16 protein-coding genes are annotated in these 15,422 nt (G+C 64.3%); 9 read left to right on the top strand and 7 right to left on the bottom strand.

Annotated elements, in window-relative coordinates; all coding sequences use genetic code 11:
• Positions 1-59 precede the first annotated feature (59 nt).
• Together ISS97_RS07520 and mpl are read left to right on the top strand one after the other, a co-directional pair.
• Positions 60-644 (top strand): adenylate kinase, encoded by a 585-nt coding sequence (locus ISS97_RS07520; protein ID WP_379985508.1) that lies wholly within the window; start codon positions 60-62, stop codon positions 642-644.
• A 74-nt stretch (positions 645-718) separates the two neighbouring features.
• Positions 719-2,089, top strand: a complete 1,371-nt coding sequence (gene mpl / locus ISS97_RS07515) for a UDP-N-acetylmuramate:L-alanyl-gamma-D-glutamyl-meso-diaminopimelate ligase (protein WP_379985509.1) — start codon at positions 719-721, stop codon at positions 2,087-2,089.
• Here mpl and ISS97_RS07510 read toward each other — a convergent pair.
• Positions 2,086-3,495, bottom strand: coding sequence for a hypothetical protein (locus ISS97_RS07510; protein WP_379985510.1), 1,410 nt, complete (start codon positions 3,493-3,495; stop codon positions 2,086-2,088). The two genes, mpl and ISS97_RS07510, sit on opposite strands and share 4 nt — an antisense overlap.
• The gene (locus tag ISS97_RS07505; RefSeq protein WP_379985511.1) at positions 3,492-4,421 is read right to left on the bottom strand and encodes an ABC transporter ATP-binding protein; all 930 of its coding nucleotides are present in this window, start codon (positions 4,419-4,421) and stop codon (positions 3,492-3,494) included. The genes ISS97_RS07510 and ISS97_RS07505 overlap by 4 nt, the downstream gene beginning before the upstream one ends.
• Before the next feature lie 409 nt (positions 4,422-4,830).
• Here ISS97_RS07505 and ISS97_RS07500 point away from each other — a divergent pair, with 409 nt between their 5' ends.
• The 6 genes from ISS97_RS07500 (at position 4,831) to ISS97_RS07475 (ending at position 10,626) form a co-directional block, all read left to right on the top strand.
• Complete coding sequence (locus tag ISS97_RS07500; protein WP_379985512.1) at positions 4,831-5,433, top strand: LON peptidase substrate-binding domain-containing protein; 603 nt, start codon at positions 4,831-4,833, stop codon at positions 5,431-5,433.
• Positions 5,434-5,536: 103 nt separating this feature from the next.
• Positions 5,537-6,355 (top strand): SDR family oxidoreductase, encoded by an 819-nt coding sequence (locus ISS97_RS07495; protein WP_379985513.1) that lies wholly within the window; start codon positions 5,537-5,539, stop codon positions 6,353-6,355.
• 5 nt (positions 6,356-6,360) lie between these two features.
• Positions 6,361-6,783: an HIT family protein gene (locus ISS97_RS07490; protein WP_379985514.1), complete on the top strand. Its 423-nt coding sequence runs from the start codon at positions 6,361-6,363 to the stop codon at positions 6,781-6,783.
• Between the two features lie 30 nt (positions 6,784-6,813).
• Positions 6,814-7,233, top strand: a complete 420-nt coding sequence (locus ISS97_RS07485) for a VOC family protein (protein ID WP_379985515.1) — start codon at positions 6,814-6,816, stop codon at positions 7,231-7,233.
• A 267-nt stretch (positions 7,234-7,500) separates the two neighbouring features.
• Complete coding sequence (locus ISS97_RS07480; protein ID WP_379985516.1) at positions 7,501-8,838, top strand: sigma-54 dependent transcriptional regulator; 1,338 nt, start codon at positions 7,501-7,503, stop codon at positions 8,836-8,838.
• Between the two features lie 549 nt (positions 8,839-9,387).
• Positions 9,388-10,626 carry an acetylornithine transaminase gene (locus ISS97_RS07475; RefSeq protein WP_379985517.1) on the top strand — a complete coding sequence of 413 codons (1,239 nt, stop codon included), beginning with the start codon at positions 9,388-9,390 and terminating at the stop codon, positions 10,624-10,626.
• A 6-nt stretch (positions 10,627-10,632) separates the two neighbouring features.
• Here the strand turns inward: ISS97_RS07475 and ISS97_RS07470 are convergent, their stop codons facing one another.
• From ISS97_RS07470 to thiE, 4 genes are all read right to left on the bottom strand, one after another.
• Positions 10,633-11,499: an ion transporter gene (locus tag ISS97_RS07470; protein ID WP_379985518.1), complete on the bottom strand. Its 867-nt coding sequence runs from the start codon at positions 11,497-11,499 to the stop codon at positions 10,633-10,635.
• A gap of 86 nt (positions 11,500-11,585) precedes the next feature.
• A complete protein-coding gene (locus ISS97_RS07465) occupies positions 11,586-12,200 on the bottom strand; it encodes an HAD-IA family hydrolase (RefSeq protein ID WP_379985519.1) in 615 nt (204 codons plus the stop codon).
• Positions 12,201-12,209: 9 nt separating this feature from the next.
• The gene (hemL, locus tag ISS97_RS07460; protein WP_379985520.1) at positions 12,210-13,496 is read right to left on the bottom strand and encodes a glutamate-1-semialdehyde 2,1-aminomutase; all 1,287 of its coding nucleotides are present in this window, start codon (positions 13,494-13,496) and stop codon (positions 12,210-12,212) included.
• Entirely contained in the window at positions 13,493-14,131 is a 639-nt protein-coding gene (gene thiE / locus ISS97_RS07455; RefSeq protein WP_379985521.1) for a thiamine phosphate synthase, read from the bottom strand. Before thiE ends, hemL begins: the two co-directional genes overlap by 4 nt.
• Before the next feature lie 90 nt (positions 14,132-14,221).
• Here thiE and ISS97_RS07450 point away from each other — a divergent pair, with 90 nt between their 5' ends.
• Positions 14,222-14,419, top strand: a complete 198-nt coding sequence (locus ISS97_RS07450; RefSeq protein ID WP_379985522.1) for a rubredoxin — start codon at positions 14,222-14,224, stop codon at positions 14,417-14,419.
• A 235-nt stretch (positions 14,420-14,654) separates the two neighbouring features.
• Here ISS97_RS07450 and ISS97_RS07445 read toward each other — a convergent pair whose 3' ends face one another.
• Positions 14,655-15,104 carry a DUF192 domain-containing protein gene (locus tag ISS97_RS07445; RefSeq protein ID WP_379985523.1) on the bottom strand — a complete coding sequence of 150 codons (450 nt, stop codon included), beginning with the start codon at positions 15,102-15,104 and terminating at the stop codon, positions 14,655-14,657.
• Positions 15,105-15,422: the final 318 nt, after the last annotated feature.

Genomic DNA, 15,422 nt, shown 5'->3' with positions numbered 1-15,422 from the left:
TTTTCTTGCATCCAGCGACCGCGGCAACGTGCGGCGGCCCGCGGATTTCGTGGAGCATTATGCGACTCGTCCTACTCGGCCCGCCCGGCTCGGGCAAAGGCACCCAGGCGGCGATCCTGAAGAACGCCCTTGGTGTGCCGCACATCTCGACCGGTGACATGCTGCGCGCGGCCGTAGCCGCCGGTACGCCGACGGGCATCAAGGCGAAAGCCGTGATGGATGCGGGTAATCTGGTTTCCGATGACATCCTGCTGGCCATGCTGGAAGAGCGCCTGGCCCAGGACGACGTCAAGAACGGCTTCATCCTCGATGGCTATCCGCGCAACTTGGCCCAGGCCAGCGCGCTCGACGGCCTGCTTGCGAAGATCAAGCAGCCGCTGGATGCCGTGGTGAAGCTGGATGTGCCGAACGAAGACATCATCGCCCGTTGCGAGATCCGCTTCGAGAAGGAGCATCGCAAGGACGACGATCCGGCCGTGGTGCGCGACCGCCTGAGGGTTTACGCCGAGCAGACCGCCCCGGTGGCCGACTTCTTCGAGAAGCGCGGCAAGCTGCAGGTGGTGAATGGCGTGGGCGAGCTGGACGAAGTCACCGCCCGCATCAAGCAGGCGCTCAAACACGAATCGGCCGCCGTCAGCGGCTGATCTCCACGGGCCGCTCTTCAGCGGCCCGTTCTTTCTGGGCGGCGCCCGCCGCGTAAAGCTGAAACAGGTTTTCCATGCGTCTGCATATCCTCGGCATCTGCGGCACCTTCATGGGCGGCGTCGCCGCGCTGGCGCGCGAACTCGGGCTGCCGGTGGAAGGCTCCGACGCCAACGTCTATCCGCCGATGAGCGATCAGCTCGAAGCGCTGGGCATCGGACTGATGCAGGGCTACAAGGCGGAATACCTGCAGGCTTCGCCCGGACACGACAAGCCTGATCTGATCGTGGTCGGCAACGCCATGGTGCGCGGCAATCCCGCCGTCGAATACATGCTCGACGAGCAGCTGCGCTACGTATCGGGTCCGCAGTGGCTGGGCGAGACCTTGCTGGCCGGTCGCGAAGTGCTGGCCGTCGCTGGCACGCACGGCAAGACCACCACCACCAGCCTGCTGGCGCATCTGCTGGAAAGCGCCGGACTGGCGCCGGGCTTCCTGGTCGGCGGTGTGCCGGGCAATTTCGGCATCTCGGCGCGGTTGGGCAAGGGCCGTCATTTCGTGATCGAGGCGGACGAGTACGACAGCGCATTCTTCGACAAGCGCTCCAAGTTCGTGCACTACCGGCCGCGCATCGCGATTCTCAACAATCTCGAATACGACCACGCGGATATTTTTCCCGACGTGGCCGCGATCCAGCGCCAGTTCCATCATCTGGTGCGCACCGTGCCGGGCAATGGGCGACTGATCGTCAATGCGCATGACGCCTATCTCGCCGAGGTGCTGGCGATGGGCTGCTGGACGCCGGTGGAAACTTTCGGCATCGGCAAGGGTGACTGGCAGGCCACGCTGATCGAGGCGGACGGTTCGGCTTTCCGCGTGCATCGCAAGGGTGAACTGATCGGCGAAGTGCACTGGCCGCTGCTGGGCAACCACAGCGTGATGAATGCTTTGGCCGCGCTGGCTGCGGCGACGGCGGCGGGCGCTGATCCGCACTCGTTGCTGGCCGCCTTTGGCAGCTTCGAAAGCGTCAAGCGCCGCATGGAGCTGGTCGGCGAAGTGGACGGTGTGCGCGTGTACGACGATTTCGCGCATCACCCGACGGCGATCGCCACCACACTCGCCGGTCTGCGCGCCAAGGTGGGCAAGGCACGCATCCTGGTGGCTTTGGAGCCGCGCTCCAATTCCATGCGCCTGGGTGCGCATGCGGATGGGCTGGCGCCGTCGCTGGTGGATGCGGATGCAGTGGTGTTCCTGCATCGCCCCGAATTGCCGTGGGATGCGAAGCGCGTCACTGACGCACTCGACGGACGCGGTGCTACGGCACCGACGGTGGATGCCTTGATCGGCTCGCTGCGCGAGCAGACGCAAGTAGGCGACCATGTGGTGTTCATGTCGAACGGTGGCTTTGAAGGCGCCCCGCGCCGTTTCGTGGAAGCCTTGCGCGTTTAAATCAACGGTGCGTCGAAGCAGGGTGCGCGTCGCTGGTACTCGCGTTGCGCCGCATACCAGACGCCGCCACCGAAGCTGATGGTCACCACCGCCAGCGTGATGCCGCCGATCGCATAACCGACGGTGCCGATCAGCCAGTAGCCTCCCCAATACATCGCCATCGAGCCCAGCAGCAGCACCAGATTGACGGCGGCGCGACCGAAGCTGCCCTCGGGGCCGATCAGATGTACCGCCAGCGCGACCAGGCTGGCGGAAGAGGCGACGATGGCGGCGGTCAACAGCATCCGCCCAGGCTCCGCGGCATGCACCAGCACACTGCCGAGCAGGGTGTAAGCCAGCGCGGTGAGTACGCTGATCGGCACCAGGATCAGCAGCGCGTCGACCAGCATCTTCTGGTACTCGGCATGCGTCGTGGGTGCCAGGGTGAGATAGAGGTCGGCGAGGTTGGGGCGCATGCGCAACATGCCGCGTCCAAGCTGCGGAAAGCGGGTCATGGTGAGCAGGATGGCGTAGGCGCCCACCACGGCGGCGTTGAAATGCTGGCGATGCATGATCACGAAGAAATAGATCGCGACCATGCCGGCGACCAGCAGCAGTCGCAGTGCGATGGCTTGCGGATTGTCGTGCGGCAATAGCAGACGGCGGACCAGCATGAGCTTATGAGGTGCGGTCGGGCGCTCTCGGTAACGCCGCAAGGCGAGCTCCATGGCATGTTGCGCGACATAGTCGAACAACCCGGCGATGCGCTTGCCGATGGCGCCGCGCGGCTGCGGTGTCCCGTCGACGGTGGCGGTGCGGCCGAGGTTTGCGTTTTCCAGCGGTGACGGCTCCACGTCGCGATCGTCGATGTGCAGCAGCGGGAGCAGGGTCATGCGCAATAGCAGCACGGTGGCAAGGATCAGCAGTGGCGCTGTCCACGGCGAGATCAGTGCGGCCTTTATGATCTGTCCTGCGAGTTGAGGCATCCAGCCCGCCGCGATGAAAACCACCCAGATCAGCAAGCCCACGCGACGGCCGCAGCCGGTGGCCAGACCCATGGCTGCGACGAACAGCAGCGCGGCGGCGATCAGAACGCCATGCGAGGGAACAAACAGCGCGGCCAGCAAGGCAGGCACGATCACCCATTGCAACACGCTGATCGCGCCGAGCCAGGCAAGCCGCCGGCGAAAGTCGGGCAATAGAAAACTCTCTGGCCTGCACAATCCGCGCAAAACCTGTCCCTGGCCGATATGCCAGAACCAGGAGGCGAATGCTGAGAGGCCTGCACCGAGGAACACGTTTGCCTCGCTGCGGCGCGTATCCAGTGCCATCAAGGTCAGGCCGCCGAGCCACATCAGGATGGCGAGCACGACCAGGATGGGCATGCGCTTCCACAACTGCAGCCACAGTTGCCACACGGCTCTCATGCGAGCTCCACGAACAGATCTTCCAGCGACGGTGTTTCGATGCGCAGACTGGCGCCGAGACTGGCGGCCAGTGCGTGCAGTTCGTTGGCATCCGGATCTTCGAGCAGCAGCTGGAGGTCGGTGCCGCTTGCGCTGGCTTTGAGCAGGCCGGCGATGGCGGGCGTGTTGGTCCAACCTTCCGCGCGGCTGAGCACGGCGCGCAGGAAGCGCTCGCGCAGTTCTGCCAGCGGCCGCGTGAACTGGATGCGGCCGTCGCGCAGCAGCGCGATGTCAGCACCCGCGCGTTCCAGGTCGGCGGTGATGTGGGTAGAAAAGATCACCGTTTTGCCGGGGCGGCGCATGAGGTCGAGCAGTTCGGCCATGAAGGCGCGGCGCGCCTGCGGGTCCAGGCTGGCTACGGGTTCGTCCAGCACGAGCAGGTCGGGTTGCGGTGCGATGGCGCGCACGATCGCCAGCTTCTGGCGCTGGCCTTGCGACAGCTGACCGATCTTCTGCTTCGGATCGAGTTGCCAGCTGTCGAGCAGGCGTGCGACCAGGGCGTGATCCCAGCGGTCATAGAACGCCGCGGTGAAATCCAGATAGGCGCGTACCTTCATCCACGGAAACAGATCAAAGGTCTGCGGCACGAAGCCGATCCGGTGCATGCGCTCGCCACCGGGTTCCAGCATCGGCTCGCCCAACAGTTCGACCCGCCCGCTATCGATGGGTGAGAGGCCGAGCAGGCAGCGCAGCAGGGTGGTCTTGCCGGCACCGTTGCGGCCCAGCAGCCCGATGACGCGCCCGGCGGGCACGCTCCAGTCGAGCGACTGCAACACCTCGCGCTTGCCGAAGGATTTGCGTAGGGCTTCCACGCGCAGCACGGGGCCAGCGTGCGTTCCCGGCAGGCTGACAGGATCGACGAGCGTGATCGGCAGATCGGCGGACATGGACATCCTTAAGGCAACGCTGATGAAGTATCGCGATCGTCACCCGCCCTGTCTGTTCGCAGGCCGCAGGACCGTCGGCGAAGGCAGACGGGGGGTCTGTCGAGACGGCGGGCCGAAGGCATGCGGACAGACAGGGCGGGCCCCACGTATGACATTTCAAAGGTCGGGGTGATGTCTGGAAGGCTCGCAGGCTGCGCCGCGCGGCTTGCCAAGACGGCCAGTCTTCCCTGCGCCACGCGGCGCAGCCTGCGAGCCTTCCAGGCATCATGACGATCGCGATACTTCATCAGCGTTGCCTTCATGACTCCCTGGATCGTTGCGACAATGTGCGGCGGACGAGGCGGGCAGTCCAGTGATGCCTGTCACCCGCCGGGTGCCTGCGCGGGACGGCTTGGCTACACTGGCGGACATGGCTGCCCAGCCCCCGCGTTCCGCATTGCCGCTATTCCCGCTCGCCACCGTGCTTTATCCGCGGGGACAGTTGCAGCTGCGCATTTTCGAGCGTCGCTATCTGGACATGGTGCGCGATTGCGCACGCACTGGCAGTAGTTTCGGTGTCTGCCTGATCCTGCAGGGCCAGGAGGTTGGTGCGCCCGCGGTGCCGGCCGCAGTAGGTACGCTGGCGCGGATCACCGACTTCAGCAATCGCGAGGATGGTCTGCTCGGCATCGTGGCCGAAGGTGGTGGGCGCTTTCGCGTGACGCGGACCCGCGTGCGCTCGGACGGCCTGGTGACCGGCGAGGTGGAGTTGTGGCCTGAAGAAGCTACGCAAGCCGTTCCAGTCGAGTTCGCGTTGTTGCAAACCATTCTGGAGCGGCTGATCGAAAACATGGCGCCGCAATGGCGCCATGCGTCGCGCAGCGATTACGACGATGCCACCTGGCTAGGCTTCCGGCTCGCCGAATTGCTGCCGCTGCAGACGGAGGAGCAACAGCGCATGCTGGAACTGACGGATCCCGTGCGTCGCCTGGCCGAGTTGCGCGACATTCTTCCGCGCTTCCAGAAGGGCTGAGGCAGAAGCGCTCTCTCTGCGCGAGTGCGCTGTCCGTTCTGCCGGTTTGTCGCGCACAGGGTGCGCTCCTACACTGTGGGTTTTCGGCAGAAGGCCAATAGCCATGGGCAGCTTGAGCGGCAAGACCTTGTTCATCACTGGTGCGTCGCGTGGCATCGGCCTGGCGATTGCGCTACGTGCGGCGCGCGACGGCGCCAACATTGCGATCGCGGCCAAGAGCAGTGTGCCCAATCCGAGGTTGCCCGGCACCATCCACACGGCGGCGGCGGAGGTGGAAGCAGCTGGCGGCAAGGCGCTGGCGCTGAAGTGCGATATCCGCGAAGAGGATGAGGTGAAGGCCGCCGTGGCCGCGACAGTGGAGGCCTTTGGCGGTGTCGATATCCTGGTGAACAACGCCAGCGCGATCTGGTTGGCCGGTGCACTGGATACGCCGATGAAGCGCTTCGACCTGATGCAGCAGGTGAATGCGCGTGGCAGCTTTCTCTGCGCACAGGCCTGCCTGCCGCATCTGCTCAAGTCGGCCAATCCGCACATTCTGACCTTGGCGCCGCCGCCTTCGCTCGATCCGAAATGGTGGGCACCGCATACCGGCTACACGCTGGCGAAGATGGGCATGAGCTTTGTCACGCTTGGATTGGCCGGCGAGTTCGGTCCGAAGGGTGTGGCGGTGAATGCGCTGTGGCCGCGCACGATCATTGCGACGGATGCCTTGAACATGATTCCAGGCGTGGCGCTCGAGCGTTGCCGCAAGCCGGAGATCGTCGCGGATGCCGCGCATGCGGTGCTGACGCGTCAGGCGGCCGGTTTCTCGGGCCATTTCCTGATCGACGAGGAGGTGTTGCGCGAGGCAGGCGTCAGCGATTTCGCACCCTATGCAGTCGATGCGTCGCAGTCGTTGCTGCCTGATCTGTTTCTGGGATGAGTGCGATGGATTGTCCGTTCTGCGCCATCGTCGCAGGGCATCTGGAAGCCAGCGTGGTGGCGCAGACCGCATCGGCCGTTGCGTTTCTGGATTTGCGACAGGCTGTGCCGGGCCACGTGCTGGTGGTGCCGCGGGAGCACGTGGAAAACATTACCGCGTTGGAGCCGGCGCTGGCCGGCGAGCTGATGGCGTTGGCGACGCAGGTCGCCAAGGCGTTGTATGCCAGCTTTGATCCGCCGGGACTCAACCTGTGGCAGTCCAACGGCGAGGCCGGCGGACAAGAGGTGCCGCATGTGCACTTGCATGTGCAGCCACGACTGGAGGGCGACGGGTTGTTTCGCGTCTATCCCCATGGTGTGCCGGAGCTGGCGGATCGCGCCACGCTGGATCGGTTGGCCACTTTGATTCAAAGGCACGTGCGGCTTTGAGCGCGTGCCGTTTCACCGAGAGAGGAAGTCATGAAATACCTGCATAGCATGGTCCGCGTCCGCGACGTCGACGCCAGTCTCCGTTTCTTCTGCGAAGGACTTGGCCTGAAGGAAACGCGCCGCATGGAAAGCGAGGCCGGCAAGTTCACGTTGATCTATCTGGCCGCGCCGGAGTCGCCGGAGGCCGAGGTCGAGCTGACCTATAACTGGGGTTCGGAAGAGGATTACGGCAGCGCGCGCAACTTCGGCCATCTGGCGTTCCAGGTGAAGGATATCTACGCCACCTGTGCGCATCTGCAGTCGATGGGTTACACCATCAATCGGCCGCCGCGTGACGGCCATATGGCTTTCGTGCGTTCTCCCGATCTGATTTCGATCGAGCTATTGCAGGACGGTCATCTGCCGCCGCAGGAGCCGTGGGCGTCGATGCCCAACACCGGCGTGTGGTGAGTGCCGCCGGCCGCCGCCGTGGTGGCGGCCGGCGCATGTTTTTACGGTGTTTCGAGCTGTTTTCCCGACTTCTGGCCTCGAACTTCTGGCCGAGTCGACCCACCCATTTGTCGGGTGCCTGTCATTGGCGCGGATGTATATTGTGTGATGCATATCACCATTCTGTAGCAGCCAAGGGGGTGGCCGCCTGCGGAAGTGACCGCCCGGTGCAGTTGGATGCCTGCGCCTAAACCGTCCAAAAACCTGAGAGCAGGTGGGGAGGGCTCGATGGCTGTGACGAAGGGGGACACCAGGCGTTGCATCGTCTGGTTTGGTCAGCCGGCAGGGAACGAACGCGCACGCTTGACGAAGGCGGGTTGGTTCATCCGCGTGGCTGAAGCCGGTGGCCATGGCGGCGTGGGCATGCGCAACGGCAACACGGTGGTGGCACTGGCGGATCTGCGCCAAGGCGATGCGGCGAGCATCGCGGCGATGGAGCGCATGATGGCCGATCACCCTGGCCTCCCATGGTTGTCACTGATCGCGCCGGACATGCCGGCGCAGGAACCCTCGGTCAATCGGATTCTGCAAGCCAGTGCGGATTTCTTTACTGCGCCGGTGGATCTGCAACGCCTGCTCGATTCGCTGGCGCAGCTCGGTGGCGAAGTGCCAGCGCTGGAGCCCGGCGATGTCGGCATTACCGGCCACAGTCAGGCGACGCGCGCGGTGACCGCCAGTGTGCGCAAATACGCGCCGGTGGAATTGCCGGTTCTGATCACCGGTGAAACCGGTACGGGCAAGGAAGTGGCAGCGCGTGCGCTGCATGGTCTTTCCATGCGCAGCGAGCGTCCCTTCGCGGCGATCAATTGCGGTGCATTGCCGCCGAACCTGGTGCAGTCGGAACTGTTCGGTCATGAGCGCGGTGCTTTCACTGGCGCCAATGCACGACGTATCGGCCATTTCGAAACCGCCGCGGGCGGCACGGTCTTTCTGGACGAGGTCGGCGACCTTCCGATGGACGCGCAGACCAGCCTGCTGCGCTTTCTGCAGGAAGGCACGCTGGAGCGTGTCGGCAGCAGCCAGTCGATCAAGCTCGACGTACGGGTACTGGCGGCGACGCATGTCGATCTGGAGAAGGCGGTGGAGCAGGGGCGCTTTCGCGAAGACCTGTATTACCGCCTCAATGTATTGCGTCTGCATATGCCCGCCTTGCGCGAACGCGAGGACGATGTGGTGCTGCTGGCGCAGCACTTTCTGGATGCTTTCCGTGAACAGCACTCGACGCATGCGCGTGCCTTCAGCAGCGCGGCGCGGCAAGCCATGCGCCATTTCGCCTGGCCGGGCAACGTGCGCGAATTGCTCAACCGCGTGCAGCGCGCGGCGGTGGTTGCCGAGGATGCGTTGATCACGGCGGACGATCTGGATCTCGCCGATGTGCCTCATATGCTGGAAGCGCGCACCAGTCTTGGCAGCGCGCGGGTGGCTGCCGAGCGCGACGCGGTGATCAACTGCCTGCGCGAATGCCGCTTCAATATCAGCGAGTGCGCCCGCCGCCTGAAGGTGTCGCGGGTCACTATCTACCGCCTGTGCAAGAAGCACCGGCTGGCGCTGGACGATCTGCGTTAGGCGATCGTCGTCCTCCGGGACAAAAAATTGCCTGGAGTAATTTTTGACGTCGCGCAGCGACGGCCTGCCGCCATGGATGGTCGCAAAAAAAGTCGGAGGGCCCCGGCCTACAGGGGGCGGCCGGGGCCTCCGTTGGTGCCCGGCCACAGGGGTTGCCGGGTTACCGCCCAGATGGCCATCTTGCGACGGCGCAAAGCTTGTTTCACGGATATACGAGCAAGCGCCATGCCAGTGGCTTCCCACATCGCGATGGCAGGAATTTCAACGAGTTGCTGATGTGGTCTGGCGGCCCGGTGTTACACCGCTGTGCCGGGGGCTGGCGGGCCGTTTTGCGTGGATGCCGATGGCAGCGGGCTTTTCCCCTGCATGTGGGGGCTGTAAACATGGCGATACAGTGCACCGCAGGAATGAACAACGGTCGCGCATGGAAAAGGCGGGGCGCAGGTTCTACGATGCATGTACCGCGCGGCGAGCACACACGCCGCTGGCGCGGCCCATTCCCCCGATCCCTTTGATGGCGTTGCCGAACGGCCATGCCAGGAGTCTTTCATGCACCCGCAGGATTCGAAGCCTTCCTCCCTGATCGATCTCGGCAAGCGCTACTGGCTGCCGGTGTACCGACCGCGCGAGGTCGTGCTGGATCATGGCCGAGGCGCGCGGGTGTGGGACACGGAAGGGCGCGAATATGTGGATCTCAGTGCGGGCATCGCGGTGAACGCGCTGGGTCATCAGGACCCGGATCTGGTCGAAGCGTTGACCGCGCAGGCACAGAAGCTCTGGCACAGCAGCAATGTGTTCTATACCGAGCCGCCGCTGCGGCTGGCCGAGGAGCTGGTGACGGCCTCCGGTTTCGCCGAACGTGTGTTCCTGTGCAACTCGGGCACCGAGGCGAACGAGGCGGCGATCAAGCTGGTGCGCAAGTGGGCCGCTTCCAAGGGGCGTCCGCCGGAGCAGCGGGTGATCGTGACGTTCCGTGGTTCGTTCCATGGGCGCACGCTTGCGGCGGTTACGGCGACGGCGCAGCCGAAGTACCAGGAAAACTACGAGCCGCTGCCCGGTGGTTTCCGTTATCTCGATTTCAACGATGTGCCGGCGCTCGAAGCGGCCTTTGCGCATGGCGACGTGGCGGCAGTGATGCTGGAGCCGGTGCAGGGCGAGGGCGGCGTGCTGCCGGCGGCGCCGGGCTTTATCCAGCGCGTGCGCGAGCTTTGTGATCAGTACGACGCTTTGCTGGTGCTGGATGAGATTCAGTGCGGCATGGGCCGTACCGGCACCTTGTTTGCGCACGTGCAGGACGGCGTGACGCCGGACATCGTGACGCTGGCGAAGGCACTGGGTTGCGGCTTCCCGATCGGTGCGATGCTGGCTGGTCCCAAGGTGGCCGAGGTGATGCAGTACGGCGCGCACGGCACCACCTTCGGCGGCAATCCGATGGGTGCCGCGGTGGCGCGCGTGGCGCTGCGCAAGCTGTCTTCGGCGGCGTTGATGGCGAACGTCAAGAAGCAATCGCAGGCGCTGCGCGATGGCCTGGCGGCGATCAATGCCGAGCTTGGTTTGTTTGCCGAAGTGCGTGGCCGTGGTCTGATGCTGGGTGCGGTGCTGAGCGATGCCTACAAAGGCCGCGCAGGCGAAGTGCTCGATTACGCGGCTGCGCATGGCCTGCTGTTGTTGCAGGCCGGTCCGGATGTGCTGCGTTTCGTGCCGCCGCTCAGCATCACCGACGAAGATATCGCGGAGGGCCTGGCGCGCCTGCGCGCCGCGCTGCAGGACTTTCCGCGCGAAAAGTAAGCCTGGTTAGTCGGCACCGTGCTCAAGCGCGGTGCCGCAGCGGCGGCAGAAGTGCGCGTCGGCTTCATGGTCGTCCAGCCGGCAGGAAGCACATCGGATGCGCCGCCGTGCTTCGCGCATGCCGGCGGCAAGTTCGGCGGCGAAGATGCCGGTCGGCACCGCGATGATGCTGTAGCCGACCAGCATGATCACCGAGGTCAGTATCTGGCCCAGCATGGTGTGCGGCGTGATGTCGCCGAAACCCACCGTGGTCATGGTCACGATGGCCCAGTACATCGATTTTGGAATGCTGCTGAAGCCGTTGCCGGGGCCTTCGATCAGGTACATCAGCGCGCCGAAGATCAGTACCAGGGTGAGAATGGTGCTGACGAAGATCAGGATCTTGTGCCGGCTGCGTACCAGGGTGGACCACAGCAGGTTGGACTCATCGACATAGCGCGTCATCTTGAGGATGCGCAGGATGCGCAGGATGCGCAGCGCGCGCACCACCAGCAGGTACTGGCTGCCGACCAGGAACAGGCTCAGGTAGGTCGGCAGTACGGCGAGCAGATCGACGATGCCGAAAAAGCTGCGCATGTAGGCGCGCGGCTTGTTCACCACCGTGATGCGCATCAGATACTCGGCGGTGAAGGCAAGGGTGAATACCCATTCCAGTACGTAGAACAGACGGGACATGCGGTCGTGCAGATCGGATACCGAGTCGAGCACCGTCACCAGGATGCTCGACAGGATCGCGATGATCAGCACCACGTCGAACAGACGGCCGGGGGCATCGTCGTGGCCGAAAATGATGTGGAACCAGCGTGCTCGCCAGGGCGCTCCCGTCGCGGGGCGGAAGGGCAGCGTCATGGTGCTGTGTGGCGTTCTGCTCATGCGGCGCTCCTGCGGATGCGTGGGCATGGTTGGCGTTGTCGCCTCTGCCGATGCTGGCCGGCAGCATAGCTTGGCCGGGCGAAGATTCAGGGCAGGTCAAATGCGGCGAGTGCCTGCTTCATGCCTTCTAATGTTTGGTAGTGATGGGCATGCAGTCCCACCCGCCGAGCGCCTTCCACGTTGGCGGCGCTGTCGTCAATGAAGAAAGTAGCAGCGGGTGTCGTGCCCAGGGCCTCAAGGCAGCCTAGGTAGGCAGCGGCATCAGGCTTGGCGGCGCCGAACTGCGCGGCGGCGAAGGCGCGGCCGGCAAACAGGGGAAACAGTGCCGGCACGATCTGCGGCAGCGTGTCCGCCATCAGTTGCCCGTTGTTGGTCAACAGGGCGACGGGCAGGCGCCTGGCTACGGCGTGTGCGATATCGAGTACTTCGGGGCGGATCGTAGTTGCAGCCCGTCGTGCCGCTACCCAGTCCGCCGCTTCCACCGGATGTGCCAGATGAGTGCTGAGGGCATGCAGGTAGCCGGCGGTGTCCAGGGCGCCGTTGTCGCCGGCTTCTTCGATGCCGGACTTATAGATAGCGGCATGCACTGCTTCCGCAGTGCAGCCGATGGCGTGCGCTAGGTGTTCAACCCGGATCTGTTTGTCGTAATCGGCCAGCACGCCGTCGAGATCGAACAGTACGCAGCGCAGCGCCGGTTTCATCGGACGGGCTTATCCGGCGCGGATCGCGCGAAGGGTCTGGCGGGCCGCTTCCAGTGTGGCGGCGAGGTCTTCGTCACTGTGTGCGCTGGACAGGAAGCCGGCTTCGAACGCCGATGGCGCCAGATATACGCCGCGCTCCAGCATGCCGTGGAAGAAGCGGTTGAACATGTCGGTATCCGCAGCGGTGGCCTGGGCGTAGCTCTCGACCTTCTCGCGGGTGAAGAACAGACCGAACATGCCGCCGACCCGATTGGTGCTGAAAGCCACGCCTTCCCCATCGGCCACGGCTTGCAGGCCATCGGTGAGCAGGCGCGTGCGTGAGGCCAGTGTGTCGTAGAAGCCCGGTGCCTGGATCAGTTCCAGCATGGCCAGGCCGGCCGCCATCGCCACCGGATTGCCGCTCAGCGTGCCAGCCTGGTAGATCGGGCCGGCCGGAGCGATCTGTTCCATCAGGTCGCGGCGTCCGCCATACGCGCCCACCGGCATGCCGCCGCCGATGATCTTGCCGAAGGTGCTCAGGTCGGGCGTGATGCCGTAATGCGCCTGCGCGCCGCCCAGTGCGACGCGGAAACCCGTCATCACTTCGTCGAAGATCAGCAGCGCGCCGTGGCGCGTGCAAAGGTCGCGCAGGCCTTGCAGATAGCCTTCCTTCGGCGGAATGCAGTTCATGTTGCCGGCGACCGGTTCGATGATCAGGCCGGCGATGTCGTCGCCGTGCTCGGCAAACAGTGCTTTGGCGGCGTCGAGATCGTTATAGGCCAGGGTGAGCGTGAGATCGGCGTTCGCCTTCGGTACGCCTGGCGAGGTCGGCACACCGAAAGTCAGTGCGCCGGAGCCGGCTTTCACCAGAAAACTGTCGCCATGGCCGTGGTAGCAGCCTTCGAACTTCACGATCTTGCTGCGGCCCGTGGCGCCGCGGGCGAGGCGAATCGCCGACATGGTGGCCTCGGTGCCCGAGTTCACCATGCGCACCATGTCGATTGACGGCACCAGGCGGGTAATGGTTTCCGCCATGGTGATTTCGGCTGGGCAAGGCGTGCCGTAGGAAAGGCCGTTCTTCACTGCGCGCTCGACAGCTTCGCGCACATGCGGGTGGTTGTGGCCGACGATCATCGGGCCCCACGAGCCCACGTAGTCGATATAACGCTTGCTTTCCACGTCCCACAGATAGGCACCGTCCGCGCGAGCGGTGAAGAACGGTTCGCCGCCGACCGACTTGAACGCGCGCACGGGCGAATTCACGCCGCCCGGCATCAGCTGTTTGGCGCGCTCGAAGAGTTCGTGGTTGGTGGTCATGGGGCAATTCCGGAGGTCGAGGTATAGAGGTCGGTGAAGCGTTGAGCGGCTGCGCGTATGTCGCCAGCGCCAAATACGGCGGAGATCACGGCAAGGTAATCGGCGCCTGCTTCGACCAGAGATGTGCCATTGTCCGGCGTGATGCCGCCGATCGCCACTCGCGGCACACCCAGCGCGGCGCTCTGCCGCAGCAAATCCGGTGGGGCGCGGCGCGCGTGAGGTTTGGTGGGAGAAGGGAAGAAGGCGCCGAACGCGATGTAGTCCGCACCGGCCGAAGCAAGTGCGCGGGCGCGTTCCAGCGAGTCGTAGCAGGAGACGCCGATGATGGCGCCGGGGCCGAGCGCCACGCGCGCGGCGGCCAGATCGGCATCGGTTTCGCCAAGATGTACGCCATCTGCACCCACTGCGGCGGCCAGGGCGACGTCATCATTGATGATCAGCGGCGCAGCGTGGCTGGCGCAAAGCTGTCGGAGTGCGGCCGCCTCTGTGCGGCGTCGATCCCCGTTGGTGGTCTTGTCCCGGTATTGCACCAGGCGAGCGCCTCCGGCGAGTGCCTGCGCTACCGCGGTCAGAAGGTCATCGCGCGGCCCGTCGGTGATGACATACAGGCCGCGATGTTGAAGTTTCGGGTGCATAAGCTGTGGTCTGTTGCCGCCGTACGCTTCCGCACGGCCTATGGAGTTGCGAGAATGCGACTCTTGTTCCCTTTATCAAGCAGCGCACCGATGAGTCAGAGCTCCACCGAAACCGGCAACTTGCGTAAATGGATGTGCGTGGTCTGCGGCTTTATCTATGACGAGGCCGAAGGGTTGCCCGAAGAGGGCATCGATCCGGGTACTCGTTGGGCGGATGTGCCGGATACCTGGACGTGCCCCGATTGCGGCGCGACCAAGGACGACTTCGAGATGGTCGAGATCGACTGATTTTCTCCCGAGTTCGTCCCTAAGCGGCCCGAATTTGCCATTTCCTTGACCGAGCCGCGTGTTGTGATGCTCCTGCGCCCCCTGAAGGAGGGGCGCAGCAAGCAGGGAGTCATCACATGCAGCAATTCATACCGTTCGAAGACGACTGGGATGCTTTGGCCAGCCTGCATCCCGATTCGCTGATTCCCTATCGCGTCGGCGTGCCTTGCGCACATGACCTGGCCGCAGCGGCCGCTCACTGCACCGTGCCGACGGCGCCCTCCACCGTCAATTCATCGCCGATCGACGCGCCAATGCGCCTCGCCGTGCCGGCGGGCAGCTCCAGGACATAACGCGCGGGCGCATCGCTGGGATAAGCCGGGCAGGGATCGCCCTTGCAGGGTGGTACGTCGAGCTGCATCGAGACCATTTTGCGGCTGGCATCGAAGTAAAGGATGTCCAGCGGGATGAGCGTGTTCTTCATCCAGAAGTAGCGCTGGTCGCTGTCTGGAAAGACGAACAGCATGCTGTGATCGGCGGCCAGCGCCGTGCGCATCATCAGGCCGTGCGCTCGCGCGGCGTCAGTAGTGGCGAATTCCGTAGAAAAGCGCTGGCCGTGTAACGTCACGGCGGGTGCGGAGGCATTCGGAGCGGCAGCGGCGCATCCGGCGATGGCGAACAACAACGGCGCTAGCAGGCGTTTCATTGCTTATCGGCTCTCATCAGTGATGGGTGGCGCGAGTGTAGCGTCCGCACCGAGTGTCATCGCGCTGAAAAAAATTGAGTGGAACCCCTTCCCAGGTTCCAGGATGGGCGCTATGATTCTCGCCCCTTCGACGAGACGCCCTCCGTTGAAGGTTCCACAGCCACCGACGCGTTGAAAAATTTTTCGTATCGGGTGTTGACGGACTAGAAAGACGATGTAGAATGGGCGGCTCACCCGGGACGAAACGTCTCGGGGCGATCGGAAGAAACGGTCGCAAGTGATTGATCTTTGACAGTGTGCGCAGGTGACTTGTGTGGG

The sequence above is a fragment of the Dyella koreensis genome, assembly GCF_044904565.1.
GTDB lineage: Bacteria > Pseudomonadota > Gammaproteobacteria > Xanthomonadales > Rhodanobacteraceae > Dyella_D > Dyella_D koreensis.
Note: the sequence above shows the minus strand (reverse complement) of the source record. Positions and strands in the feature narration are given on the sequence as shown.

Bases quoted from the DNA above. Each gene is read 5' to 3' on its own strand.
- ISS97_RS07495 (WP_379985513.1), top strand. From the start codon at position 5,537: ATGGGCAGCTTGAGCGGCAAGACCTTGTTCATCACTGGTGCGTCGCGT.
- mpl (WP_379985509.1), top strand. From the start codon at position 719: ATGCGTCTGCATATCCTCGGCATCTGCGGCACCTTCATGGGCGGCGTC.
- ISS97_RS07475 (WP_379985517.1), top strand. From the start codon at position 9,388: ATGCACCCGCAGGATTCGAAGCCTTCCTCCCTGATCGATCTCGGCAAG.
- thiE (WP_379985521.1), bottom strand. From the start codon at position 14,131: ATGCACCCGAAACTTCAACATCGCGGCCTGTATGTCATCACCGACGGG.
- ISS97_RS07465 (WP_379985519.1), bottom strand. From the start codon at position 12,200: ATGAAACCGGCGCTGCGCTGCGTACTGTTCGATCTCGACGGCGTGCTG.
- ISS97_RS07490 (WP_379985514.1), top strand. From the start codon at position 6,361: ATGGATTGTCCGTTCTGCGCCATCGTCGCAGGGCATCTGGAAGCCAGC.
- ISS97_RS07445 (WP_379985523.1), bottom strand. From the start codon at position 15,104: ATGAAACGCCTGCTAGCGCCGTTGTTGTTCGCCATCGCCGGATGCGCC.
- ISS97_RS07480 (WP_379985516.1), top strand. From the start codon at position 7,501: ATGGCTGTGACGAAGGGGGACACCAGGCGTTGCATCGTCTGGTTTGGT.
- ISS97_RS07510 (WP_379985510.1), bottom strand. From the start codon at position 3,495: ATGAGAGCCGTGTGGCAACTGTGGCTGCAGTTGTGGAAGCGCATGCCC.
- ISS97_RS07450 (WP_379985522.1), top strand. From the start codon at position 14,222: ATGAGTCAGAGCTCCACCGAAACCGGCAACTTGCGTAAATGGATGTGC.
- ISS97_RS07470 (WP_379985518.1), bottom strand. From the start codon at position 11,499: ATGAGCAGAACGCCACACAGCACCATGACGCTGCCCTTCCGCCCCGCG.
- ISS97_RS07505 (WP_379985511.1), bottom strand. From the start codon at position 4,421: ATGTCCGCCGATCTGCCGATCACGCTCGTCGATCCTGTCAGCCTGCCG.
- ISS97_RS07500 (WP_379985512.1), top strand. From the start codon at position 4,831: ATGGCTGCCCAGCCCCCGCGTTCCGCATTGCCGCTATTCCCGCTCGCC.
- hemL (WP_379985520.1), bottom strand. From the start codon at position 13,496: ATGACCACCAACCACGAACTCTTCGAGCGCGCCAAACAGCTGATGCCG.
- ISS97_RS07520 (WP_379985508.1), top strand. From the start codon at position 60: ATGCGACTCGTCCTACTCGGCCCGCCCGGCTCGGGCAAAGGCACCCAG.
- ISS97_RS07485 (WP_379985515.1), top strand. From the start codon at position 6,814: ATGAAATACCTGCATAGCATGGTCCGCGTCCGCGACGTCGACGCCAGT.